Here is a 24426-nt window from a genome sequence, read left to right on the forward strand (position 1 = left end):
GTTGCCCCGGCCAGTGTGCCGGGGCATGGAGATGTTATGCACACGACAATGACATCGCTGCTGGCGGCCGACGCGCCGACAGTGATGACCCCCACGACGCCCCATTTACGCATTGAAGCGGTGACCAAGCGTTTTGGTACCTTTACTGCACTGGACAACATTTCCCTGACCATTAACGAGGGGGAGTTTGTCTGTTTTTTAGGTCCCTCCGGCTGCGGCAAAACCACCCTGCTGCGCACTATTGCGGGGCTTGCCCGACAAACCGCGGGCACGCTTATTCAGCGTGACAAGGATATCTCCACGCTGCCCACCCAGGCGCGTGACTTCGGCATTGTGTTCCAGTCCTATGCGCTGTTTCCCAACCTAACGGTGTTTAACAACGTGGCCTATGGGTTGCGCAACCGGCGGGTAGAGCGGTCACGCATCCAAGCACGGGTGAGTGAGCTGCTCGCGCTGGTGAACTTGACGGGCAGCGAAAACAAGTACCCGGCGGCACTTTCCGGCGGGCAACAGCAGCGCGTGGCGCTTGCGCGGGCACTGGCCACCGAGCCYGGCCTGCTACTGCTGGACGAGCCGCTTTCGGCGTTGGACGCCCGGGTGCGGGGCCACCTGCGCAGCCAGATTAAAGCCCTGCAGGCGCGCCTCGGGGTGACCACCATCATGGTGACCCACGACCAGGAAGAGGCGCTCACCATGGCCGACCGCATCGTGGTGATGAACCACGGCGTGATTGAGCAAGTGGGTACCCCGGCGGAGATCTACCATCAGCCTGCCAGCGCCTTTGTGGCCTCGTTTATCGGCAGCATGAACTTCCTGGAAGTGACCGCCCAAGGCGATAATCAAGCGCTGCTGGGTATCACGCCCTGCGCTTGTCTGCCGCATGCCCTGGAAGTGGGCCAAGCCGCCCAACTGGCCATTCGGCCCGAAGCAGTGGCACTTAGCCGTCAAGCGGGAGCGCTGAATGGTGAGGTGATAGGTATCGAGTTTTTAGGGCCCTTTCAGCGGGTCACACTGCGCTTAACGGACGCTGACCAAACGCTCATTGCCGATGTGCCTAGTCGCGATAGTACCGACCTAAACCTTTACCAGGGGCAGGTGCTAGGTATTCACCTGCCCACCGAAGCCGCCCGTCTTTACCCAGCCGGGAGTAGCCAGCAATGATGGCCGAGAGCTTTGTAAAATCGGCGACCAAGCCATCGCTAGAGTCGCTGATCCGCTTGTTGGCGTTACTCGCTGGCGTTGCACTGCTGGTGGTGGGGCTGCTGTTCCCACTCGTGACCATGCTGATCAAGAGCCTGCAAGACCGTGCAGGCGACTTTATCGGCCTGGCCAACTTCGCGTACTATTTTCAAACCCCTGCGCTGGTCAATTCGATCGCCAACTCGTTGCGGGTGGCGCTGATGACCACCGGTGTGGTGGTCGGGTTAGCGTTTTTATGCGCCTACGGGATCACTCGAACCTGCATGCCGGGCAAGCGGCTATTTCGCATGTTGGCGATTTTGCCCATTCTGGCGCCATCGCTGCTGCCCGCGATTAGCTTGGTCTATCTGTTTGGCAATCAGGGGTTTCTGCGCGATTTACTGGCCGGCCACTCGGTTTATGGGCCTATCGGCATTGTGATGGGCATGAGCTTCTGGATATTTCCCCACGCGCTAATGCTGCTGACCACCGCGCTGACCAACAGCGATGCGCGGCTCTACGAAGCGGCCGAAGCGCTGGGTACCCCCAAGTGGCGTACGTTTTTGACTATTACGTTGCCCGGCGTGCGCTACGGGCTGATTTCCTGCCTGTTTGTGGTGTTTACCCTGGCGATTACCGACTTCGGCGTGCCTAAAATTATCGGCGGCCAATTCAGTGTGCTGGCTACCGACGTCTACCGCCAGGTGGTTGGGCAGCAGAACTTTCAGATGGGCGCGGTAGTCAGCGTGATTCTGCTACTGCCAGCGGTTCTCTCGTTTATCGTTGACCGTTGGATACAGCGGCGCCAGGTGGCGCAACTTTCGGCCCGGGCAGTGCCGTGGCAGCCTAGCCCCAGCCCGCTGCGAGATTGGATATTTACACTGCTTTGCTACGCGGTGGCGGGGGCCATTGTGCTGGTGATCGGCACCGCGGTGTATGCGTCGCTGGTGCAGTTCTGGCCCTACAACTTATCAATAACCTTTGAGCACTATACCTTCCAAGGCATGGCCGATGGTGGCTGGGGGGCATGGTTTAACTCGCTCAAGTTAGCGTTTAGCGTGGCCCTGGTGGGCACGTTAGTGATCTTCTTTAATGCCTGGCTAATCGAAAAGAGTGAAGGCTTCCGCCCGCTGCGCCAAGGGCTACACTTTATGGCCATGCTGCCTATGGCGGTGCCTGGCATGGTGCTGGGGCTTGCCTATATCTTCTTTTTCAATCAGGCGGGCAACCCGTTTAACTGGCTGTACGGCACGCTGATGATTCTGGTGCTCAATACCTTGATTCACTTCTACACCGTGTGCCATCTCACCTCCGTCACCGCGCTTAAACAGCTCGATCCCGAGTTTGAAGCGGTGGGGGCCTCACTCAAAGTACCGTTTTGGATCACGTTCAGCCGGGTGACGCTGCCGGTGTCGCTGCCCGCGGTGCTGGATATATCGGTGTATCTGTTCGTCAATGCGATGACCACGGTATCGGCGGTGGTGTTTCTCTATAACAGTGACACACGGCTGGCCTCGGTGGCCGTGCTGCATCTGGATGAGGCGGGCTACTTTGCCAGCGCCGCGGCCATGGCCGTGCTGATTTTCCTTACCTCGCTGGTGGTGAAGCTGCTGCATACAGCGCTTACCCATGTGTTGTTAAACAACGCCCAGCGCTGGCGTATGGCGGGCTAGGAGAGACGAGAACAGTCCTAGACAGCCCGTTGTACTTGCGACTAAAGTGTTTTAAATATCTGGTATAGACCAAAATGAACGATCAAAACGAAGCACTCTATCTGTTAACACCGGGGCCATTGACCACTTCCCCTGCGACCAAAGCCGCCATGCTGCGCGACTGGGGCTCCTGGGACGATGACTTTAACCAGGTCACTGCCGACATTCGTAGCCAGTTGCTTGCTATGGCGGAAGCCGCAAGCGATGAGTACGCCTGCGTGCCCATGCAGGGTAGCGGTACCTTCGCCGTGGAGAGTGCGCTGGCCTGCGCCACTGACCCCAGCGGTAAAGTGCTGGTGCTGATGAATGGTGCTTACGGTAAGCGCGCGGCGCAGTTGCTCCACATAATGGGCCGCCGTTACGTGACGCTGGATAAAGGCGACTACCTGCCACCCCAGCCCAATGAAGTGGCGGCGCTGCTGGAGCAATATCCTGATATTACGTCGGTATTTTTGGTGCACTGCGAAACCAGCTCGGGGATTTTAAACCCACTGGAAGCCATTGCCGAGGTGGTGCACTCCCATGGGAAAACGCTCATCGTCGATGCCATGAGCTCTTTTGGCGGCATCCCTATCAGCCTTGCGAAAACGCCTATTGATGTGCTGGTTTCTTCTGCCAACAAGTGCATTGAGGGTGTGCCGGGTTTTGGCTTTGTGATTATTCGCCAGGCGCTGCTTGAAGCAGGTGGAGGGCGCGCTCACTCGTTGAGCCTGGATCTCAATGCCCAATGGGAATATATGGAGCGCACCGGCCAGTGGCGCTTTACGCCGCCCACGCACACCGTGGTGGCCTTTCAGGCCGCACTTGCCCAGCACCGGGAAGAGGGCGGCGTGCCAGGGCGCTGCGCGCGCTATACCCGCAATCGTGATGCGCTGGTAAAAGGCATGCGCGCGCTAGGCTTCAGCACGCTATTAGAAGACGAATGGCTATCGCCGATCATCACTACCTTTTTAAGCCCTACCGACCCAGCATTTGAGTTTAACGCTTTCTACGCGGCGCTAAAGGCGCGCGGGTTTTTGATCTATCCCGGCAAGTTGACTGAAGTGGAGAGTTTTCGCATCGGCTGCATTGGCCAGCTAGGCACCACGGTGATCGCGCAACTGCTAAGCGCCATTCAAAGCACACTTACCGAGATGGGCGTTAGCCTTTTTCCACACCTATCTTCACAATCAGGGAGCGCCTAATGCAGTATCAATCTCCTCAATGCTTGCAAGCGGTTATCTGTGACTGGGCAGGCACGCTGGTCGATTTTGGCTCCTTTGCACCTACCCAGATATTTGTCGAAGCGTTTGCTGAGTTGGGCGTGGCGATTAGCCTGGAAGAAGCTCGCGGCCCCATGGGTATGGGTAAGTGGGATCATATTCGGACACTCTGCAATCACCCGGACATCGCCGAACGCTTTGTTCAGGCGGTAGGCCACGCGCCTTCTGATAACGATGTAACGGCGCTTTACGAGCGCTTTATGCCGCTGCAGATTGCCAAAATTGCCGACCACTCGGCGGTGATTCCCGGCGCGCTCGAGACCTTAACTACGCTGCGCGCCCAGGGGCTGAAAATCGGTTCCTGCTCTGGCTACCCGGCGGTGGTGATGGAAAAAGTCGTTGCTTTGGCTGCGGATAACGGCCTGCAAGTTGATCACGTAGTGGCGACGGATGAGGTGCCCAATGGCCGTCCGTATCCTGCTCAGGCGTTGGCCAATGTGATCGCGCTAGGCATCAGCGATGTGGCTGCCTGTATTAAAGTGGATGACACCACGCCGGGCATTCTTGAAGGGCGCAGCGCGGGAATGTGGACGGTGGCGCTTACCTGCTCGGGCAATGCGCTGGGGCTAACCTATGCGCAATATCAAGCGTTGAGTGATGCCGAGCGCCACGCCGCCCACGAGCAGGTGGCCGCGCAGTTTGCCCCCTCAGCACCGCACTACTGCATTGAGACCATTGCCGAGCTACCCAGCGTGGTCGATGCCATCAATACACGTCTTCAACAGGGAGAGCGTCCTTGAGTCCAGCCGCGCTTGCTCTGGTGCTGGTCTCGGTATGTATGCACGCCGGATGGAACGTGTTGGGCAAACGCAATGCGCCGTCGTTAGCCTCTTTTACCCTGGCTTACGGCGCGGGTGGGGCGGTGATGCTGCCGCTGGTGTTGCTTGGGCCGCCGCTCACTGCGTTACCAAGTGCATTCTGGGGCTGGTTGGCGCTTTCGGGATTATGCCAAATGCTCTATATGGGCGGCCTGGCCTGGGCCTATGCGCGGGGTGACGTCAGCGTGCTTTACCCCATCGCCCGGGCATTGCCGGTAGTGCTAGTGCCGCTGGTATCCATTGCGCTGCTGGGTAGTCGGGTGCTGGATAGATGGGACGGCCTTGGCATGGTGCTAGTCGTGGCAGGCGCGCTTTGCCTGCCGCTTAGCCATCCGCAGGCGCGCAGGATATCCACCTATCTCACCCCGGCCATGGGGTTTGCGCTACTAGCGGCAGCAGGCACCGTTGGCTATTCGCTGATCGACAAGCAGGCCCTCGGGCTAATGCAGGGGGCAGGGCACAGCGGCTTAACCGCCGGGGCGGTGTTTATGGTGTTGCAAGCGCTGATGACACTAACCTGGTCAGCACCGCTACTGGCATTGCTACCGGCAGAGCGACGCCGCCTGCCTGCGCTCCGCCAGCAGGGGCTGACCATGCTGGTCGTTACCGGGCTGATGATGACCTGCACCTATGGCTTGGTATTAATCGCCATGGCGCTTACCGACGAGGTGAGTTATGTGGTGGCGCTGCGCCAGCTGTCTATTCCTGTGGGCGTATTGATGGGCGTGCTATGGCTAAAAGAGCCTGCCTCCAGGGCGAAAGCCGTAGGCACGCTGGTGATGTTGGCGGGGCTGGTGTTGGTGGTGCTTTAGGTCAGCGATAACTATTTCAGCGCCTGCCAAATTAGATTAAAACCGACCAAAAACATGGCTAAAATCACCAATCGATAAAACAGCGCTTCGTTTACACGGCTTTGTAGCCAGAGGCCGTTGCGCACGCCGATCCAGGCGATGGGCACTAGCAGCAGCGACGCCCAAGCGCTGGTGACGTTGATCTCACCAAGCCACATATAAGGGGCCAGTTTAATCACGTTGACCACCGCAAAGGATACCGCGCAGGTGGCGATAAAGGTCTCTTTAGAGAGTTTGCGCGGCAGTAGATACACGTTTAGCGGCGGCGCTCCCGCATGGGCCATAAAGCTGGTAAAGCCGCAGACGCTTGCTGCGGGTAGGGCCCAACGGGAAGAAATGGGCTTTTTGGCGACGGGCTTGAGTAGCATGTAAGCGGCGAACAGCAAAGTGATAACGCCAAGTGTCAGGCGCAAGCCCTGCTCGCTCAGGCTGCCAAACAGCAGCGTGCCCACTGCCACGCCAATGAATAAGCCCGGCACAAAGCGCCAGACTTCGGCGTTTGATTGCTTGCCCCACCATGCTTTCACCGCAAACACGTCCATCACCAGCAGTAGCGGCAGTAGTAAGCCCGCTGCCTGGGCGGGGCTGATCGCCAGCGCCATTAGCGGTACCGAGAGCGTGCCAAAACCACCCGCAAAGCCACCTTTTGAAACGCCGGTCAGGTAAACGGAAAACGCAATTAACAACCAGGCGATGACGGAGTAGTCGGGGAGCATTGAGGCCTCTGGATACGCAAAAAAATGAACCACAAAAAAGCCCCGCATTAGCGGGGCTCATTAGCATAACATTAGATAAACGTTAGCGGGCGAAGTGTCGATCTATCCAGCGTTCATCAGCCATTCGTGGTCGGGGTCGTTGTGAAATTTCCATGCCCGCTTGGGCCCCGCCATCACATTTAAGTAGTAGAGCGAATAGCCATGGGAGGCGCCCACCGGATGGTAACCCTTGGGAACCAACACACAGCAGCCGTTTTCCACCGCCATGGTTTCATCAAGGCTGCGGTCATCGGTGTAAACGCGCTGGAAGGCGAACCCTTGTTCAGGGTTAATGCGGTGGTAGTAGGTCTCTTCCAGATGTGATTCGTGGGGTAAGTTATCCACATCGTGTTTGTGGGGCGGGTAGCTCGACCAATTGCCCGCGGGTGTGAATACTTCAACCACTAGTAGACTATCGGCGGGCTCGGTTTCCGGCAGAATATCGTGAACATGGCGGGTGTTGGTGCCCTGGCCACGGGTGCTTTGCTTGATGTTGTCAGGCGCGATGAGCCGTGGGGCATGGTTGCCATGCCCGGGGGCGGCGCACACCGCTAGCTCTAAGTCTGTGGTCGCTTCCACCGCGTAGCTAACATGGTCAGGCAGGTAAACCGCATAGGGCGGGATCTGTTCAAAGATATCCATGCGCTGGCCGATATCTTCAAAGCGGTGCTCGCCGCAGGTTACCGTGGCGCGACCGGTGAGCAGCACCAGGCAGATTTCCTGATCATCGCTGCTGGCCTCCAGGCGTTGGCCCTTGGCGAGTTTATGCACCCGAAAGCCAACGTGCGTCCAGCCAGCCGATTCAGGGGTCACGTCAATCACGGTGCCTTGGGCATCTGGGGCGGTGGGGCGTACCAGTAGGGAAGCCATATGTCGCTCCTTCTGATGGTTAGCTGCTCTGTTGGCAGCTAACCGTTAACGATATGAAGGGTCTCCACAGACCCGTTTGCGTCTGTTTAGATCGAGGCGTCGAGCAGAATTTTGCGACCTTCACGCAATGAACGCTCCGCTGCATCGGCTAAGCGCAACGCCTCTAGGCCATCCTGGGCACCTGCGAGTGGCGCACGTTTCTCCTTCCATGCGGCGACAAAGTCGCCAATTTCCAGTTGGTAGGCTTGGGCATAGCGCTCCAGGAAGAACCACTTGGGTTTGTCTTCCACTTGGCCTGCTTCACCGGTGAAGCGCAGCCGGGTGTCGCTCTCATTTTGGGCCTGCAGCATGCCTTGGCTGCCAAAGGCTTCGATACGCTGATCGTAGCCGTAGCAGGCACGTCGTGAGTTGCTGATTTGGCACAGCTTTCCACTGGCTGTGGTAAGGGTGACCATGGCGGTATCCACATCACCCGCTTCGCCAATCGCTGGGTCGATAATGCTACTGCCGACGGCAAAGACACTTTCGATGGGTTCATCGAGCAGCCAGCGCGCCATGTCGAGGTCATGAATCATCATGTCTCGGAACAGGCCGCCGGACTCAGCCACGTACTCGGCAGGCGGGGGAGACGGGTCGCGGCTAATAATCGTTAGCGTTTCAAGTGCGCCAATACGCCCTTCGGTAATCGCTTTTTTCAGTGCCGAAAACTGAGGATCGTGGCGGCGGTTAAAGCCTAACGCGCAGGTCACCGGATGTTCACTGAGTACCTGCAGAGCATCTCGTGTGCGGGCTAAATCCAGGGCGATGGGTTTTTCGCACAGAACAGCCTTGCCCGCGCGGGCGGCACGCTCCAGATACTCCGCGTGAGTAGGCGTGCTTGAAGCAATCAGTACGGCGTCAATGGTGTCATCCGCGAAGATTTCATCCACAGAGGCCGCTCGGCTGGCGTACTGCTCGGCCAACGCTTCTGCGGCAGGCTGATGAAAATCGGCCACGGCGGCCAGGGTAACGTTTGGGTGTGAATAAATGGCCTGGGCATGCACCTTGCCGATGCGTCCTGCGCCGATGAGTGCGAGTTTCATAAGCTCTCCTATTTTGTTTTTGCTGTTGGCTTGCTTTGGGTGTTTAGGCCTTACGTTTTTTGTCACGGCCCTTTTCTTTGTCGCGTGTTTTGTCTTGCCGCACGCCCAGGGCAATCGCCAAGGTCTGGGTCAAGCAGAGCGACGCGGTCAAACTCCGGAAACTTTTTACTTCGGCTTCGTTGACCACGAAGACGACATCCGCGAAACGGGCCAGCGGGCTAAGGTTCGAATCGGTAATCACTACACTAGGTAGGCCGCGCTGGTGGGCGTCTTCGCAGGCTTTTTGGCTCTCTTCGGCATAGGGAGAAAAGCTAATCGTTAGCAGAGCGTCGTGTTGGCTCATAGCGCGCAGCTGCTCGCCGTACATCCCGCCCAAACCATTGACCAGCAGCGCAGGTTTATCCACATGGGCCAATGCATAGGTCATGTAGCTGGCGACCATAAAGCTTCGCCGTGCGCCCATCACATGAATCGCATGAGCCTTTTCAAAAATATCCAGCGCCTTCTCCAGGCTCTCTGGATCGATACGGCTGGGAAGCTGCTCCAGAACAGCGCGATTGGCATCGGCGAACTCCCACAACAGCTGGGTGCTGTCGGGTGTTTCCCCGGTGGCGCTACGTACTGCGCGAATCCGTTCTGTGTAGTTAGGCAATTCATCGACTAGGCGGCTGCGAAACAGCTGCTGCATTTCGGAAAAACCCTTAAAGCCCAAGCTATTGGCCAAGCGGATTAAGGTGGATGGAGTGACATCTGCCTGCTCAGCAATTTTGGCCACGGTTGCCAGAGCAACCTCCTGGGGGTGATCAAGCACAAAACGAGCGGTTTGCTGTAAGCGTTTGCTTAGCGTGGCGTACTCGGCGGTGATCAGCGTTTCCAGCTCGCGGTAGCTTTGTGGTGGCTGTGGCATACAAATTCCTTCGCGTTAACTGATGTACCACTCATTCACTCATGTACGCCTGGGTAGTAGCGCTGAGCAAAGTGGCTGGTTGTTATGCAGTCTAGTTGATTGGAATAAATATTCCATTTATACCAAAGTATAGAATAAATAATTTGCAAGAATTGCTATTTGGAATCTATATTCCATAGCGCCAAGGCATTTAATGCCACTTCCCTACCAACAACGATAACGTTATGAGGAATTCTTTATGGCACGTCTATCTCAATGGCTTCTAGCCTCTGCCGCCACCACGGCATTAATGGCAGGTGCCSCACAAGCACAGGAACCGGAACAAGAAGCGAGCCGTTTCGTCATGGTGACCCATGGTGTCCCCTCTGATCCTTTCTGGTCAGTGGTGAAAAACGGCGCAGAGGCAGCCGCTGATCTCGTAGGCGCTGAGCTGGAGTACCGTGCACCATCGACCTTTGATATGGCCAAGATGCAGCAACTTGTACAGGCAGCGGTGGCATCGGATCCGGATGGCTTGATCCTCTCTTTTACTGACGAAAATGCCCTGGGCGGCGCTGTCCAAAATGCTGTCGATAACGGCATCCCAGTGATCACCATTAACTCCGGTGGCGACGTGGCGAGAGATTATGGTGCCCGGCTGCACATTGGGCAGAGTGAATACGAGGCGGGCAAACAGGCCGCCGAGCGCATGCAGGAACTGGGCGTTGAGAAAGGCGTCTGCGTTAACCATGAGCAAGGCAACCAGGGGCTTGATCAGCGCTGTGATGGCTTTGTAGAGGGCTTTGACGGCAATGCTGAGCAGCTAGCGACCACCTACGACCCCACCAATATTCGCAATGCCATTGTCGCTTACCTCAACGAGAACAGTGATGTGCGTGGTGTGCTGACCTTGGGTGCACTGGCCGCTGATCCGATGATTCGGGCCATGCGTGAGCAGGGGGCAACCGATATGTTCACTCTCGGCACCTTTGACCTTTCACCCGGTATTTTGGAAGCCTTGGATGCTGGCGAGCTGGACTTTGCGATCGACCAACAGCAGTACATGCAGGGTTATTTGCCTGTCATGTTCCTAGATCAGTTCGTCAAAAACGGCCTGCTACCCGCAGGGGATGTTGCCACCGGCCCAGGGTTTGTCACTCAAGAAAACGCTGCACAGGTCATTGAGCTGAGTAGCCAGGGCATCCGTTGATAACTACCTAATTGAAAAAGGCTCGACGGTGTCGGGCCTTGGGGGTCGATCGCCATGAATTCTACTGAAACGAAACAGTCGGTTGCGCCAGCAACCGCTCCTCAAGATGAGCGTATCCAGAGAGTCTCTTTCTGGAAGAAGGCGCTTAATCGCCCGGAGCTGGGGGCGCTGGCCGGTGCCGTGCTGGTGCTTGCCTTTTTTATAGCTGCTTCCAGCGGCACTGGGATGTTTACCCCAGCGGGTATTATTAATTTCCTCGAAGTCGCCGCTCAGCTCGGCATTATCGCCACGGCGGCTGCGTTGCTGATGATCGGCGGAGAGTTTGATCTTTCGATTGGTTCGATGATTGGCTTGGCAGGCATTCTGATTGCCATCCCTGCGGTGGAGTATGGCTGGCCGCTATGGGCCGCTATTTTATTGGCGTTCGCCTGTGCGGGCCTGGTGGGCTGGATTAACGGCAATCTGGTCAATAAAACGGGGTTGCCGTCATTTATCGTTACCCTAGGCTTCCTGTTCATTCTGCGTGGCCTGGCTATTGGTACTAGCCGGTTGTTGACGGGACGTACTCAGGTGGGGGGAGTGCAGGATCATATCCCCGGAGATTGGTTCGCGGCGCTTTTCTCTGGAGAAGTCGCTACGGGACTATTTAGCTGGATGGCGGAAAATGGCTGGATGGCGACCAACTTTGCGGGCAACCCCACGGTCACCGGTATCCCTGTCTCGATTGTCTGGTGGCTGGGTTTAACCGCTGTAGCGACTTGGGTGCTGCTGTGCACGCCTTACGGCAACTGGATCTTCGCCAGCGGTGGTGATGCCAATGCGGCGCGCAATTCGGGCGTCCCCGTCCACCGCGTCAAGATTTCMCTGTTCATGTTCACCGCTTTCTCCGCCACCATCTTTGCCTGCATACAGGTCATGGATACCGGTTCGGCGGACACCATTCGCGGCCTGTTAAAAGAGCTGGAGGCCATTATTGCCGTAGTAATTGGCGGCGCTTTGCTGACCGGCGGCTATGGATCTGCCATTGGTGCGGCCCTCGGTGCGCTGATTTTCGGCATGGTGCAAATGGGCATTTTTTACACCGGCGTTAACACGGATTGGTTCCAGGTCTTCCTGGGCGTAATGCTGCTGGTGGCGGTGCTATTCAACAACTACATGCGCAAAAAGGCGATGGAGGCTAAATAACATGACTACACGCACTCCAATGATTGAAATGCGCAGTGTCAGCAAACACTTCGGCAGCGTCATCGCCATCAGTGATATCTCGATGCAGGTCTATTCCGGTGAGGTTATGTGCCTGCTGGGGGATAACGGTGCTGGCAAGTCAACGTTGATTAAAACCCTTTCCGGTGTTCACCAGCCCACCCATGGCGAGATGCTACTGGATGGCAAGCCCGCTCGTTTCAAGTCCCCGGCTTACGCGCTCGACGCCGGTATCGCGACCGTTTTTCAGGATCTGGCGATGGTGCCGTTGATGTCGATTACCCGTAACTTCTTTATGGGCCGCGAACCGACGGTGGGGTGGGGGCCTTTAAAGCGGATTGATTGGAAGTATGCCGACCGGGTTGCCAAAGAGGAAATGGCTAAAATCGGTATCGATGTACGCGACCCAAGCCAGCCGGTGGGCACGCTTTCTGGCGGGGAACGCCAGTGTGTGGCGATTGCCCGTGCCGTCTATTTTGGCGCTAAAGTGCTGATTCTTGATGAGCCTACGTCAGCGCTTGGGGTTAAGCAGGCCTCTGTCGTACTGCGCTACATTGCCAAAGCCCGCGCGGATGGGCTTGCGGTCATCTTTATTACCCACAATGTTCACCATGCTTACCCAGTGGCCGATGCGTTCACCTTATTGTCACGCGGCGGCAGTTTGGGCTCATTCCGCAAAGAAGAAGTCAGCCGCGAAGAAGTGCTCAATATGATGGCGGGTGGCGCTGAGCTTGAAAGCCTGGATGCGGAGCTTGCGGAATTCCAGCGTGACGATAAAGCCAAGAAGGCCAGCTTAGCCGAACAAGACACTCAGCCTGCGGATGAAACAGGCAGCACTGAACCCCCTTCACCGCGAACGGCGAGCGGCTATTAAGGAGCCATGATGAATAAACCTACCCCATCATCCCCGTTCACGCTGGCCGTTTGCGCTGAAATGGTGTTCCGCCACTTGCCCGTGCTGGAGCGTGTTAAGCGTATTTCTGAACTGGGTTTTCAGGTCGAAATCTGGGACTGGACTAAGCATGACATTGACGCACTGGCCAATAGCGGGGCGACGTTTTCATCCATGACCGGCTATGTCACCGGCACCCTAGCGGATGCAGCCGGGGCAGATGAACTGCTACGCACCGCCGCGGAGTCGATTGAGGTGGCAAAGCGCCTTGGCATTCCGCGCCTTAACCTTCACGGCACCGGGCTAGATGGTAATGGGTTGCCCGTTCAGCCTTGCCAGCAGATGACTGGCGCTATGTGGCTAAAAGCCCGCGACACACTCAATCGGCTGGCGGATCTGGGCGAGCAGAACGACGTCACCTTTGTGCTTGAAAACCTCAATACCGACGTTGATCACCCCGGTGTGCCGTTTGCGCGCCTGGAGGATGTGCTTGCGCTGGTGGAGAGTGTCGACCGGCCTAGCTTACGCATCATGTTGGACGTTTATCACGCCCAAATTGGCGAAGGTAATTTGATCGAATTGATTCGTCGCTGTGGGCCGTACATTGGTGAAGTGCAAGTGGCTGATGTGCCTGGGCGCTGCGAACCGGGAACCGGCGAAATTAACTACCCGGCCATCGCCAAAGCGCTGAACGACATAGGTTATCGCGGCACCGTAGGACTGGAAGGCTGGGCCTCTGGGGATGACGACCTCGCGCTCGACCGATTCCGTGCCGCTTTCTCACTTTAAGCCACGGTTGATAAGCCTTATCGATTGCCAGCCAAGACACTTTTATGCCCAGTGCCATCCTGTGACTAGTACCACGAATTTGTGACGTGGGGAGACATTTATGCTGAATAACAATAGTCAACACCGACCGCTTGACCTGATTTGTCTTGGACGCGTGGCGGTCGATCTTTACGCCGAGCAGATTGGCAGTCGTTTAGAAGACGTGGCCAGCTTTGCCAAGTACCTAGGCGGCAGCTCGGGCAATATGGCCTACGGCACCGCTCGCCTCGGGTTGAAATCCGCCATGCTCTCGCGGGTCGGCGACGAGCAGATGGGCAACTTCGTGCGCGAAGAGCTGGAGCGGGTGGGCGTGGATACCTCCGCGCTTCAAACCGACCCCGAGCGCCACACCGGCCTGGTTCTGCTGGCTTTAAAAGACCGTGAAAGCTTCCCGCTGCTATTTTATCGCCGCGACTGTGCTGATATGGCCATTGACGCCGAGGCCATCGACCCTGAATTTATCGCCCGGGCCAAGGCGCTAGCGATTACCGGCACGCATCTTTCTACCGATACCACCCGGCGGGCGTGTCGCAAGGCACTGGACGCCGCCGCCCMTTATGGCGTGAAGCGGGTGCTGGACATCGACTATCGCCCCGTACTATGGGGGCTGACCAATCCCGGCGATGGTGAAACCCGTTTTATCGCCGATGAAAAAGTCACTACAGATCTTCAACGCTGGTTGCCGGACTTTGACCTGATTGTAGGCACCGAAGAAGAGTTTCATATTGCCGGCGGCAGCACGGACACCTTAGCGGCTCTGCGCGCGGTACGTGAGGTTAGCGAAGCCACTCTGGTATGCAAGCTGGGGCCCATGGGCTGTGTGGTGTTTGAAGGCGCCATTCCTGACCGTATTGAAGACGGCATTTTAGTTAAGGGCGTACAGGTCGAGGTGCTCAATGTGCTGGGTGCCGGGGATGCCTTTATGAGTGGCTTGCTACGCGGCTGGCTGCGCAATGAACCCTGGCAAACCAGCGCCGGTTATGCCAATGCCTGCGGCGCGCTGGTGGTCTCCCGCCACGGTTGCGCTCCTGCCATGCCCACCGAGGACGAGTTGTTTGATTATCTGGCACGCCGCGACGAGGTTTCCCGTCCGGATATCGATAAACGCCTGAATCATCTGCACCGGGTCACTACCCGAGTGCCTGCGCAGTGGCCCGAAGTGCTGGGCCTGGCATTCGACCACCGCCGTCAGCTCACCGACATGGCCCGCGAAGCGTATACCGACAGCGCGCGCCTGCCAGCACTCAAAAAACTCCTGGTCACCGCCGCCGAAGAGGGCGCAAAGCTGGGCGGTATTTCCACGCCCGCGATTCTGGTCGACGACGTGCTGGGTCAGGAAGCGCYCAATCAAGCCAGTGGAAAAGGCTGGTGGATTGGTCGACCAGTGGAGCTTCCTGGCTCACGACCTTTGCGCTTCCAGCATGGCGATGATTTAGGTGCCTGCCTGCGCAACTGGCCTAGAGAGCAGATCATTAAATGTCTGGTGTTCTATCATCCCGACGATGAACTCTCGCTGCGCCTGGAGCAGGAGGAGCGTCTGCGTCAGCTCTACCAGGCGGCCTGTGCTTATGGGCTGGAGCTGCTGATTGAAGTCATTCCGCCCGCCGACATGCCCAATGACGACACCACCTTGCCGCGCAGCCTTCAGCGGCTCTACAACCTGGGTATTCGCCCAGACTGGTGGAAGCTACCTGCCATGTCAGACGCTGCCTGGCAGGCGGTTGGCGACACCATTGAGCGGGAAGATACCTACTGCCGTGGGGTTGTGCTGCTTGGGCTAGACGCCCCCATGGACGACATGAAACGCGGTTTCGAAGCAGCGGCCAATCATGCCTGCTGTAAGGGTTTCACCGTTGGGCGCACGCTATTTGCCAGCGCGAGTCGTGATTGGCTAGCCGGGCGTATCGACGATGCCCGCTTGGTAGAGCGGGTCGCCCAGAACTATGCCGAGCTGATAAAGGCGTGGCGGCAATTAAGGCAGGCGCAGCCGCAAACGCTGTCTCACACGGAGGAGGCGTAAAATGAGCACCATTCGACTCACCATGGCCCAGGCGTTGGTCAAGTACCTTGCTGCACAACGTATAGAGGTGGATGGCCAAGAAGTGGCGCTGTTTGAAGGCGTGTTTGCGATTTTTGGTCATGGCAATGTGGCCGGAATGGGGGAAGCGCTTTACCACGTGCAAGACACGCTGCCCACCTTTCGCGCTCACAACGAACAGGCCATGGCCCACGCGGCGATTGCCTTTGCCAAAGCCAATAATCGCCAGCGCTTAATGGCCGCGACCAGCTCGATAGGCCCGGGGGCGACCAATATGGTCACCGCCGCAGCCCTCGCCCACGCCAACCGCTTGCCGATCCTACTGCTGCCGGGGGACACCTTTGCCACCCGCGAACCCGACCCGGTACTCCAGCAGGTGGAGCACTTTGGCGACCCTACCATTAGCGTCAACGACTGTTTTCGACCGGTGTCGCGCTACTTCGACCGCATTAACCGCCCGGAACAGCTGCTGACCAGTTTGCCCCAGGCGATGGCCACCTTGCTTGACCCGGAGCATTGCGGCCCTGCGACCCTGGCGCTGCCTCAGGATGTGCAAACCTTTGCCTACGATTATCCGGTGGCCTTTTTTGCTCCCAAGGTGCATCGCATTCGCCGCTCGCCACCGGATGCTTACGAGCTTCGCCAAACCATCGCCGCGCTGCAACAGGCCAAGCGCCCGCTGATCATTGCCGGTGGCGGCGTGCATTACGCCGCTGCCTGCGACGCCTTGGCCGAGTTTGCCAAAGCACGCGGCATCCCCGTAGCCGAAACCCAAGCAGGCAAAGGGGCGTTGGCCGATAGCCACCCTTGCGCGGTGGGGGCCATTGGGGTGACCGGCAGCGCAGCTGCTAACCAATTGGCGGAGCAGGCGGATGTCATTCTGGCGGTGGGTACGCGGCTGCAGGACTTTACCACCGGCTCCCGGGCGCTGTTTGAAGGCAGCGATAAAACACTGATTTCCCTAAACGTTGGCCGCTTCGACAGCCTCAAGCATCAAGCGCTGCCGCTTAGCTGCGACGCCTTGATCGGGCTGGGCCAMCTCGTCACGGCGCTGGGCGAATGGCGCGGCAGCGATGAGTGGCGCGAACAAACCGGAACGCTCAAGCGCGAGTGGGCCGAAATAGTGCGCAACGTGACCGACGATCAAGGGCTGGCGCTACCCACCGATGCCCAGGTGATCGGCGCGGTCAATCGCCAGGCAGGCAGCAATACCACCGTGGTATGCGCCGCCGGTGGCTTGCCCGGCGAGCTGCATAAACTCTGGCAATGCTCGGGCCCCGGCAGCTACCACGTGGAGTACGGCTTCTCCTGCATGGGCTATGAAATAGCAGGCGGGCTGGGCGTCAAGATGGCCMAGCCAGAGCGGGAAGTGGTGGTGATGGTCGGCGATGGCAGCTACCTGATGCACAACTCGGAGCTGGCAMCCTCGGTGATGCTGGGCCACAAGCTGATTGTGGTGGTGTTGGATAACCGCGGCTATGGCTGCATCAACCGCTTGCAGCAGGCCACAGGCGGCGCGGGGTTCAACAACCTTCTGCAAGATTGCCGCACTGTGGAGGCCGGCGCTCCCAAAACCGATTTTGCCGCTCACGCCAAAGCGTTGGGCTGTGAGTCTGAATCGGTGACCGGTATTGCGGAATTGGAGCAGGCGCTGGTGCGTGCTCGCAGCGCCACCTCGACCTATGTGATTGCCCTGGACACCGACCCGTTACCCAGCACCCAAGAAGGCGGCGCCTGGTGGGAGGTGGCCGTGCCCGAGGTTTCCGAGCGTGAAGCGGTCAATAAAGCCTATCAAGGGTACCGCGAAGCCAAACAGCTCCAACGCCATTAATACCAACAAACATAATCATAAGGAATACGCTATGCCAACGGTTACTTTAGGCATCAACCCGCTCACCTGGACGAACGACGACTTGCCCAGCCTGGGCGGCGCAACACCACTGGAAACCTGTTTGAAAGAGGGCCGCGAAGCGGGGTTTAGCGGCTTTGAATTAGGTAACAAGTTTCCCCGAACGCCTGACGCCTTGAATCAGGTGCTTAGCGCCCACGACTTGGCGCTTGTATCGGGCTGGTATTCCGCGCAGTTGCTGGAGCGCACGCCTGAAGAAGAGATTGACGCCATTCAGGATCACATGAACCTGCTCAAGGAGTGCGGCGCGAAGGTGATGGTGCTGTGTGAAGTCACCCACTGTGTACATGGTGATCAGGAGTGCCCGCTCTCCCAGCGTCCGCATCTATCCGAGCAAGAGTGGCAGCGCCTGCTGAGTGGTTTAGAGGTGGTGGGCGACTACCTGAAATCCCAGGGCATTCAACTGGTGTATCACCACCATTTGGGCACGGTGATCGAAAGCCAGGCCGACGTTGAACGCTTAATGGATAACACCGGCGAAGGCGTGGGACTACTGCTTGATTTTGGTCATTTGCGCGGTGCTGGCGGCGACCCGCTCGCCATCGCCAAACGCTACAGCCAGCGTATCCACCATGTGCACTGCAAAGACCTGCGCTTCCCGGTACTGGATTCGGTGCGTAACCGCGACAAAAGCTTTTTAAACGGCGTGTTAGACGGCCTGTTTACGGTGCCGGGGGATGGCAATGTGGATTTCCTGCCCGCCTTAACCCACCTGTGCGAACAGGGCTACCAGGGCTGGTTAGTGGTTGAAGCCGAACAAGACCCGGAAGTTGCCCATCCGCTGACTTACGCCCGCCTGGGTTACCGCAACCTACGCCAACTTGCCGAGCAGGCAGGCTTCGACGTTGCCAGCTAAACAGCACCGCTTTTAATCAGGAGCTTGTATGAAGACGCTATCCCACTATCTTAATGGTCAGCTCTCTGCCGGTCAGAGCCAGCGCACTTCGCCGGTTTATAACCCGGCCACCGGTGAGCAGAGCGCTCAGGTAGCACTAGCTACCGCCGATGAAACCCGCGAAGCAGTGCGCATCGCCGATGAGGCCTTTGTCGCCTGGTCTAAAACTTCGCCGCTGAAGCGCGCGCGTATTCTGTTTAAGTTTAAAGCGCTGGTTGAGGAGCACACCGATGAGCTGGCGCGACTGATCTCCAGCGAGCACGGCAAGGTATTTTCAGATGCCAAAGGCGAAGTGACCCGGGGCCTGGAAGTGGTCGAGTTTGCCTGCGGCATTCCCCACCTGCAGAAGGGCGAGCACTCCATGAACGTCGGCACCGGCGTTGATAGCTACTCGATGATGCAGCCGCTGGGCGTGTGCGCCGGTATCTCGCCGTTCAACTTCCCCGCCATGGTACCCATGTGGATGTTCCCCATTGCTCTGGCCTGCGGCAACACCTTCGTCATGAAACCTTCGGAGAAAGACCCCTCTACGCCGCTGCGCTTAGCCGAACTGCTTAAAGAGGCGGGACTGCCGGATGGTGTCTTCAACGTTATCAATGGCGATAAAGAGGCGGTGGATGTGCTGCTCACCGATGAGCGTGTTCAGGCAGTGAGCTTTGTGGGCTCCACGCCCATCGCCGAGTATATCTACGCTACCGCCTCAGCCCATGGCAAACGTGTTCAGGCCTTGGGCGGCGCCAAAAACCATATGGTGATCATGCCCGATGCGGATCTCGACCAAGCCGTGGGTGCCCTGATGGGGGCAGCCTATGGCTCAGCAGGCGAGCGCTGCATGGCGATTTCGGTAGCCGTACCCGTTGGCGAAGAGACCGCCAACCGCCTGCGCGAAAAACTGGTGGTCGAACTTGATAAGCTGACAGTCGGGCCTGGCTTGGTCGATGGCCCGGATAACGATATGGGGCCGCTGATCACCCGCGAGCACCGCGAAAAAGTGGCGGGTTATATCCAAACCGGCGTGGATGAAGGCGCAGAGTTAGTGGTCGACGGTCGCCAGACCACGATTGACGGCGCAGGCGATGGCTACTTTATCGGCGGCAGCCTGTTTGACCACGTGACGCCCAGCATGCGTATTCACTCCGAGGAGATCTTTGGCCCGGTGCTGGCGATTGCCCGCGTGGCCAGCTTCGACGACGCGGTCAGCATGATCAACGCTCATGAATACGGCAACGGCACGGCGATCTTTACCCGGGATGGTGATGCGGCGCGTCAGTACTGTGAGCAGATCCAGGTCGGCATGGTCGGCGTTAACGTACCAATTCCGGTGCCCATGGCGTTCCACAGCTTCGGCGGTTGGAAGCGCTCGCTGTTTGGCCCGCTGCATATGCACGGCCCCGACGGTGTGCGTTTCTATACCCGTATGAAAACCATTACCCAACGCTGGCCCAGCGGCATCCGTGAAGAGACCAACCACTTCACCATGCCGACCATGTAAGCAGTCTACGGGCACGACATCATTCAACGCCGGGCCCAGCCCGGCGTTATTGTTTTAAAACAGGGATAATCACAATGAAAACCCTCAACATTGGCCTAATCGGCACCGGCTTTATGGGCAAAGCCCACGCCATTGCTTTTAATGCGGCGTCCAGCGTTTTTGAACTGCCCGCTAAACCCGTTTGCGAACTGCTGGCGGATGTCGACCTCGCCACGGCAGAGAGCCGAGCGCGGGCCTGGGGATTTGCCCGCGCCACCGACGACTGGCGCGCCTTGGTGGAAGATAGTGAGGTGGACGTGGTGGATATCTGCGCGCCCAACTTCCTGCATAAAGAGATGGCCCTGGCCGCCATTGCCGCTGGTAAGCATGTCTACGCCGAAAAGCCGCTGGCGCTGAGCACGGCAGACGCGAACGAAATGGTCGCCGCGGCTGAAAAGGCGGGTGTCAAAACCCTGGTGGGCTTTAACTATATTCGCAATTCCGCCACCCAGCTGGCCCGCCAGATTGTTGCCAGCGGTGAAATTGGTGAGCTGATTCATTTTCGTGGGCGGCACAACGAGGATTACCTGCTCGACCCGGAAAAGCCCCACGATTGGCATACCAAGCGGGCGACCGCAGGTGCCGGTGCGTTAGGTGATGTGGGCTCGCATATTCTCAATATGGCCGAGTTTTTAACCGGGCAGCGCATCATCCAAGTATGCGGCCAGCTACAAACCGTTATTGCCACGCGCCCCAATGCTAACGGTAGCGGAATGGCCCCAGTAGAAAACGACGACCAGGCCCAGGCCATGCTGCGTTTTGATCAGGGGTTAATCGGCAATATCGAAACCTCCCGGGTGGCGGCTGGCCGCAAAATGGGCTTGGCCTACACGCTAACGGGTACCAAAGGCGCCATTGTGTTTGACCAGGAGCGCATGAGCGAGCTGCAGCTATATCGCCACGGCGATGCCCACGGCAGGCGCGGATTTACCACCCTGTTAGCGGGCCCCGAACACCCCGACTATGCGGCCTTCAGCCCCGCACCGGGGCACGGTCTGGGCTATAACGATCAGAAGATTATCGAGGTGCGCGATCTGGTCGAAGGCATCATCAACGACCGTCCCCTCTATCCAGACTTCCGCGAAGCCGCGCGGGTTAATCGCTTGATAGATGCCATCGAAAGGTCAGATCAGTCGGGGCAGTGGGTTCACGTATAATATCAGCAGCCCCGTGCCCTTGTGGGGCTGACTCCAGAACAATGCGCCCGCAGTAGACACCTTGTTAGAACTCAGCAGTGGCCATCTAATACTAGCTAAAATGGACGATGCCACCGTTACTTCAGCGGTGGCAGGCTTTAGTGCGGCCTTCCGTCAACCATCCAATGAGCGTGTTGCACTCAGATTGAGCCTTTCTAATTGGTCGTCAGTTCTTTAGAGGTTTTTGGGATTAATGCGCCACGTCAATCACGATCTTGCCGACATGACTACCGCTGGCAAGGCGCTGGTAGGCCTCACGGTATTCTGCGAACGGGTAAACCCGATCAATGACCGGCTTCACTTCATGCTGGCCCATCGCTGCGAGCAGCGCTTCGAAATTAAGCCGAGGGCCAATGGCCGTGCCAGCAACTCGGAGAGAGCGTGACAGTATGTCGATGGGAGGCAGACCACCGCCGACACCGCTTGTGAATCCAACTAACGCAATCTCCCCACCGATTCGACACGAGGCTGCAGATTTGACGATGGTTTTCTCACCCGCGATATCGACGACTTTGTCGACACCCTTGCCATTGGTCAGCTTGAGAATCTCGCGATCCCAGTCCGGGAAGGTGCTGTAGTTAACAACCGACTCGGCACCCAATGTCTTCAGTGTCTCGGCCTTCTCATCGCTAGACGTGATTGCCAGGACGCGCGCACCGAACATCCGTGCTACCTGGAGCGAGAAAAGCGCGACACCGCCAGTGCCCTGTACCAGAACGGTTTGACCCGGCTGAAGGGGGGATGACAGATTGAGGCCTGTCCAAGCCGTAACGGCTGCGCATGGCAACGATGCGGCTTCAATGTAGGATAGGGAGTCAGGCAAATGCACAACGGCATTTTCATGCATGAGAATATACTCGGACAACCACCCATCTGCCGATATTCCCAAGCTATTCAAATGATACTCCGCTTGCATGGGGCCACCGACCCAGTGTGGGTTGCAACTTGCGGATACCCGATCACCGACGTTAGCTCGGGTGACACTATCGCCAACCGCGACGACTTCACCCGCCCCATCAGATAGAGGGATACCGTTTTTCTTGGTTGGCCCACCATATTGACCATTCAAGATCACCTGGTCACGAAAGTTCAGCGAGGCAGCATGAACGCGAACGAGCACCTCATGGTTTGTTGGGGTCGGCGTTGGTTCGTCATGGTGTTCCAGGTCTGGCTTTTCAGCAGATGTCCATCTGACAGCTTGCATCTATCTTCTCCTTGCGTGGAATAATTGGATACATAAACACTTGAAGAGTGCCGGCCGCCTCAGCGCCGATTTTCATTCCTGTACCTAGCCTTCTAAGTTGCTTTACAGCAAAATAGAGACAAGCGAACATAAGCGCAAGAACCTACTAAAAAGTGCAATACCCACCATAAGGTAAGTATGACGGATCGAGATTGGCGTTGCGAAGACCCTGAACAGCAGCTCGTTTGGGCTTCCGCAACCAGCGAAGCCTTACGAGTGCTTGAAGGGAAATGGAAAATTGTCATTATTATTCAGCTGTTTGCGGCAAAGAAACCGTTACGTTTTTCCGAGCTGGAACGTCGTGTCGACGGTGTCAACCAGAAGATGCTCATCCAACAGCTTCGACAGTTGGAGAAAGACGGCATTGTTTCAAGGATGGTTTATCCGCAAGTTCCGCCAAAGGTGGAATATACGTTAACCGAGATGGGTATCGCGCTCGGCCCCTCTTTAGAGGCATTGATTGACTGGGCCTTTATGCGTCGCGAATCCCTTGGAGAGCAGGCTGAAAATGCATGACCAGAGCCGCTCATAATAGGGAACCTACCTGTAAAGGTTAGACAAAACCGTGTTTTTGATTTTTAACCTTGTCGGCTCGCAGGTACGATTAATAAAGAGGGAGCGTTGCTCTTTGGGGCAACGCTTTTGTTACGATTTCATCGATTTACAGTTCGCATTTGCTGCTATGTAAGAGAGCTTCTTGCATCATTTCCAATCCCGGAAAATGACGCTGGCGTTGACGCCACCAAAGCCGAAGCCATTGGATATAGCGTGCTCCATCGACATTTGGCGCGCTGACCCCCGCACTAAATCAAGCCCTTCGCTAGCAGGATCGGGATTCTCCAGGTTGAGGGTGGGCGGCGCAATCTGGTCACGCAGCGCCAGGATGGTCAGAATCGCCTCCAGGCCCCCGGCCGCTCCTAGCAAATGACCGGTCGCCGACTTGGTCGCGCTGACGGCCACCTTGTCACCAAAGGTGCTTTTGATAGCCGCGAGCTCTCCTTTGTCTCCTAATGGAGTAGAAGTGGCGTGGGCGTTGAGGTGCTGGATATCGACGGGTTGCAGTTTTGCCTGCGCGAGCGCGTTTGACATTGCTCGCTGGGCGCCACTGCCGTCCTCGGGGCCTGACGTTATGTGATAAGCATCCGCCGTGGTGCCATAGCCGACAATTTCAGCGAGGGGCGTCGCGCCACGGGCAAGCGCATGCTCAAGCTCCTCTATGACCAGAAGCCCTGCGCCTTCGCCCATCACAAAGCCATCCCGGGCGCTATCAAAAGGGCGGGAGGCCTGTGTTGGCGTGTCATTGAAATGGGTAGACAGCGCGCGAGCGGCCAAGAAGCCCCCCAGGCTAACTTCGTTGATGCAGGCCTCGGCTCCACCGCAGATGGCGACATCCACCTCATCGGCCCGAATCATTCTTGCTGCGTCACCAATCGCCTGGACGCTGGCGGCGCAAGCGGTTACCGGCGCCCCGATAGGCCCTTTGTAGCCATATCGAATAGAGACATGACCAGCAGCCAGATTGACCAAGAACGAAGGCACGGTAAAAGGAGACAGGCGACGTGCGCCTCGGGTGTCCGTCGTGCGAACGGCATCTGCAATGGCTGGAAAACCACCCACCCCAGATGCAATAACTGTTGCAGTACGCTCTTGCTCGTAAGCTTGCGTGGGATACCACCCGGCCTGGGCAACGGCTTCCTCCGCGGCTGCCAGCGCAAGCAGCATAAAGCGATCCATTTTGCGCTGATCCTTAACCGGCACAAAGTTATCGGCATTGAATCCGGCCTCTGGATCTTTCAGGTGATCGGGAATAATCCCGGCAATTTTGACCGCCAGGTCATCCGCCATTGTGTCAGGCAACCGTCTAATACCTGACTGGCCATTCAAAAGCCTTGACCAGCTAGCTTCCACTCCGACAGCCAAGGGGGAAACCAGCCCAAGGCCGGTTACTACTACTCGCCGTGTAGTCATACTGGACTCCTTATGAACTATTCGTGATATCTGCAGCGTTCTTGGTTCTGGCGAGGTGCCAGAGTCAACTTGTTGTAATATTGACTCGCATGCTGATC

Annotated in this window: 21 protein-coding genes and 1 pseudogene; 16 read left to right on the top strand and 6 right to left on the bottom strand. The window is 57.5% G+C overall.

All coding sequences use genetic code 11. The features are described 5' to 3' along the window. The first annotated feature begins 36 nt into the window (after positions 1-36). The 5 genes from HALO_RS02705 to HALO_RS02725 all read left to right on the top strand — a co-directional run bounded on the left by HALO_RS02705 (position 37) and on the right by HALO_RS02725 (position 5783). A complete protein-coding gene (locus tag HALO_RS02705) occupies positions 37-1161 on the top strand; it encodes a putative 2-aminoethylphosphonate ABC transporter ATP-binding protein (RefSeq protein WP_081899102.1) in 1125 nt (374 codons plus the stop codon). Continuing rightward, complete coding sequence (locus HALO_RS02710) at positions 1158-2852, top strand: putative 2-aminoethylphosphonate ABC transporter permease subunit (protein ID WP_035581279.1); 1695 nt, start codon at positions 1158-1160, stop codon at positions 2850-2852. The genes HALO_RS02705 and HALO_RS02710 overlap by 4 nt, the downstream gene beginning before the upstream one ends. A 74-nt stretch (positions 2853-2926) precedes the next feature. Then, complete coding sequence (locus tag HALO_RS02715; protein ID WP_035581276.1) at positions 2927-4075, top strand: 2-aminoethylphosphonate--pyruvate transaminase; 1149 nt, start codon at positions 2927-2929, stop codon at positions 4073-4075. After that, positions 4075-4893, top strand: coding sequence for a phosphonoacetaldehyde hydrolase (gene phnX / locus HALO_RS02720; RefSeq protein WP_035581273.1), 819 nt, complete (start codon positions 4075-4077; stop codon positions 4891-4893). Before HALO_RS02715 ends, phnX begins: the two co-directional genes overlap by 1 nt. Then, positions 4890-5783 carry an EamA family transporter gene (locus HALO_RS02725; protein ID WP_035581272.1) on the top strand — a complete coding sequence of 298 codons (894 nt, stop codon included), beginning with the start codon at positions 4890-4892 and terminating at the stop codon, positions 5781-5783. Before phnX ends, HALO_RS02725 begins: the two co-directional genes overlap by 4 nt. 11 nt (positions 5784-5794) lie before the next feature. On the opposite strand, the gene HALO_RS02730 is transcribed toward HALO_RS02725, so the two are convergent. From HALO_RS02730 to HALO_RS02745, 4 genes are all read right to left on the bottom strand, one after another. Next, positions 5795-6586, bottom strand: a complete 792-nt coding sequence (locus HALO_RS02730; protein ID WP_231896800.1) for a sulfite exporter TauE/SafE family protein — start codon at positions 6584-6586, stop codon at positions 5795-5797. Between the two features lie 54 nt (positions 6587-6640). After that, positions 6641-7447, bottom strand: a complete 807-nt coding sequence (gene iolB, locus HALO_RS02735) for a 5-deoxy-glucuronate isomerase (RefSeq protein WP_035581269.1) — start codon at positions 7445-7447, stop codon at positions 6641-6643. A gap of 86 nt (positions 7448-7533) precedes the next feature. Further along, positions 7534-8529, bottom strand: coding sequence for an inositol 2-dehydrogenase (gene iolG / locus HALO_RS02740; protein ID WP_035581267.1), 996 nt, complete (start codon positions 8527-8529; stop codon positions 7534-7536). 43 nt (positions 8530-8572) lie between these two features. After that, a complete protein-coding gene (locus HALO_RS02745) occupies positions 8573-9436 on the bottom strand; it encodes a MurR/RpiR family transcriptional regulator (protein WP_035581265.1) in 864 nt (287 codons plus the stop codon). Between the two features lie 238 nt (positions 9437-9674). On the opposite strand from HALO_RS02745, the gene HALO_RS02750 reads away from it, so the two are divergent. The 10 genes and pseudogenes from HALO_RS02750 to HALO_RS23190 all read left to right on the top strand — a co-directional run. Beyond that, positions 9675-10625, top strand: coding sequence for a sugar ABC transporter substrate-binding protein (locus HALO_RS02750; protein WP_050713001.1), 951 nt, complete (start codon positions 9675-9677; stop codon positions 10623-10625). A gap of 54 nt (positions 10626-10679) precedes the next feature. After that, complete coding sequence (locus HALO_RS02755) at positions 10680-11810, top strand: ABC transporter permease (RefSeq protein WP_035581260.1); 1131 nt, start codon at positions 10680-10682, stop codon at positions 11808-11810. A gap of 1 nt (position 11811) precedes the next feature. After that, entirely contained in the window at positions 11812-12702 is an 891-nt protein-coding gene (locus HALO_RS02760) for an ATP-binding cassette domain-containing protein (RefSeq protein ID WP_035581258.1), read from the top strand. A gap of 9 nt (positions 12703-12711) precedes the next feature. Further along, entirely contained in the window at positions 12712-13509 is a 798-nt protein-coding gene (locus HALO_RS02765; protein ID WP_035581256.1) for a TIM barrel protein, read from the top strand. A 100-nt stretch (positions 13510-13609) separates the two neighbouring features. Further along, on the top strand, positions 13610-15568 hold the full coding sequence (locus tag HALO_RS02770) for a bifunctional 5-dehydro-2-deoxygluconokinase/5-dehydro-2-deoxyphosphogluconate aldolase (protein ID WP_050713002.1): 1959 nt from the start codon (positions 13610-13612) through the stop codon (positions 15566-15568). Position 15569: 1 nt separating this feature from the next. Beyond that, positions 15570-17417: a 3D-(3,5/4)-trihydroxycyclohexane-1,2-dione acylhydrolase (decyclizing) gene (gene iolD / locus HALO_RS02775; RefSeq protein ID WP_050713003.1), complete on the top strand. Its 1848-nt coding sequence runs from the start codon at positions 15570-15572 to the stop codon at positions 17415-17417. A gap of 31 nt (positions 17418-17448) precedes the next feature. Continuing rightward, complete coding sequence (gene iolE / locus HALO_RS02780; protein ID WP_035581250.1) at positions 17449-18351, top strand: myo-inosose-2 dehydratase; 903 nt, start codon at positions 17449-17451, stop codon at positions 18349-18351. Positions 18352-18379: 28 nt separating this feature from the next. Then, positions 18380-19882 carry a CoA-acylating methylmalonate-semialdehyde dehydrogenase gene (locus HALO_RS02785; protein ID WP_035581246.1) on the top strand — a complete coding sequence of 501 codons (1503 nt, stop codon included), beginning with the start codon at positions 18380-18382 and terminating at the stop codon, positions 19880-19882. Positions 19883-19956: 74 nt separating this feature from the next. Beyond that, positions 19957-21078 carry a Gfo/Idh/MocA family protein gene (locus tag HALO_RS02790; RefSeq protein ID WP_035581243.1) on the top strand — a complete coding sequence of 374 codons (1122 nt, stop codon included), beginning with the start codon at positions 19957-19959 and terminating at the stop codon, positions 21076-21078. Positions 21079-21112: 34 nt separating this feature from the next. Then, positions 21113-21235 (top strand): annotated as a pseudogene (locus HALO_RS23190) (IS30 family transposase); the annotation flags it as partial. A 72-nt stretch (positions 21236-21307) separates the two neighbouring features. Here HALO_RS23190 and HALO_RS02795 read toward each other — a convergent pair. After that, positions 21308-22321 carry a zinc-dependent alcohol dehydrogenase family protein gene (locus HALO_RS02795; RefSeq protein WP_035581240.1) on the bottom strand — a complete coding sequence of 338 codons (1014 nt, stop codon included), beginning with the start codon at positions 22319-22321 and terminating at the stop codon, positions 21308-21310. A gap of 177 nt (positions 22322-22498) precedes the next feature. Here HALO_RS02795 and HALO_RS02800 point away from each other — a divergent pair, with 177 nt between their 5' ends. Then, positions 22499-22876 carry a winged helix-turn-helix transcriptional regulator gene (locus HALO_RS02800; RefSeq protein WP_035581237.1) on the top strand — a complete coding sequence of 126 codons (378 nt, stop codon included), beginning with the start codon at positions 22499-22501 and terminating at the stop codon, positions 22874-22876. Positions 22877-23062: 186 nt separating this feature from the next. On the opposite strand, the gene fabF is transcribed toward HALO_RS02800, so the two are convergent. Next, positions 23063-24328 (bottom strand): beta-ketoacyl-ACP synthase II, encoded by a 1266-nt coding sequence (gene fabF / locus HALO_RS02805; RefSeq protein ID WP_035581235.1) that lies wholly within the window; start codon positions 24326-24328, stop codon positions 23063-23065. Between the last annotated feature and the right edge of the window lie 98 nt (positions 24329-24426).

It is taken from the genome of Halomonas sp. R57-5, from assembly GCF_900070345.1.
Taxonomy (GTDB): Bacteria; Pseudomonadota; Gammaproteobacteria; order Pseudomonadales; family Halomonadaceae; genus Vreelandella; species Vreelandella ventosae_B.

Bases quoted from the DNA above. Each gene is read 5' to 3' on its own strand.
- HALO_RS02785 (WP_035581246.1), top strand. From the start codon at position 18,380: ATGAAGACGCTATCCCACTATCTTAATGGTCAGCTCTCTGCCGGTCAG.
- phnX (WP_035581273.1), top strand. From the start codon at position 4,075: ATGCAGTATCAATCTCCTCAATGCTTGCAAGCGGTTATCTGTGACTGG.
- HALO_RS02730 (WP_231896800.1), bottom strand. From the start codon at position 6,586: ATGCGGGGCTTTTTTGTGGTTCATTTTTTTGCGTATCCAGAGGCCTCA.
- HALO_RS02790 (WP_035581243.1), top strand. From the start codon at position 19,957: ATGAAAACCCTCAACATTGGCCTAATCGGCACCGGCTTTATGGGCAAA.
- iolG (WP_035581267.1), bottom strand. From the start codon at position 8,529: ATGAAACTCGCACTCATCGGCGCAGGACGCATCGGCAAGGTGCATGCC.
- HALO_RS02710 (WP_035581279.1), top strand. From the start codon at position 1,158: ATGATGGCCGAGAGCTTTGTAAAATCGGCGACCAAGCCATCGCTAGAG.
- HALO_RS02795 (WP_035581240.1), bottom strand. From the start codon at position 22,321: ATGCAAGCTGTCAGATGGACATCTGCTGAAAAGCCAGACCTGGAACAC.
- HALO_RS02715 (WP_035581276.1), top strand. From the start codon at position 2,927: ATGAACGATCAAAACGAAGCACTCTATCTGTTAACACCGGGGCCATTG.
- iolB (WP_035581269.1), bottom strand. From the start codon at position 7,447: ATGGCTTCCCTACTGGTACGCCCCACCGCCCCAGATGCCCAAGGCACC.
- fabF (WP_035581235.1), bottom strand. From the start codon at position 24,328: ATGACTACACGGCGAGTAGTAGTAACCGGCCTTGGGCTGGTTTCCCCC.
- HALO_RS02760 (WP_035581258.1), top strand. From the start codon at position 11,812: ATGACTACACGCACTCCAATGATTGAAATGCGCAGTGTCAGCAAACAC.
- iolE (WP_035581250.1), top strand. From the start codon at position 17,449: ATGCCAACGGTTACTTTAGGCATCAACCCGCTCACCTGGACGAACGAC.
- HALO_RS02765 (WP_035581256.1), top strand. From the start codon at position 12,712: ATGAATAAACCTACCCCATCATCCCCGTTCACGCTGGCCGTTTGCGCT.
- HALO_RS02800 (WP_035581237.1), top strand. From the start codon at position 22,499: ATGACGGATCGAGATTGGCGTTGCGAAGACCCTGAACAGCAGCTCGTT.
- HALO_RS02745 (WP_035581265.1), bottom strand. From the start codon at position 9,436: ATGCCACAGCCACCACAAAGCTACCGCGAGCTGGAAACGCTGATCACC.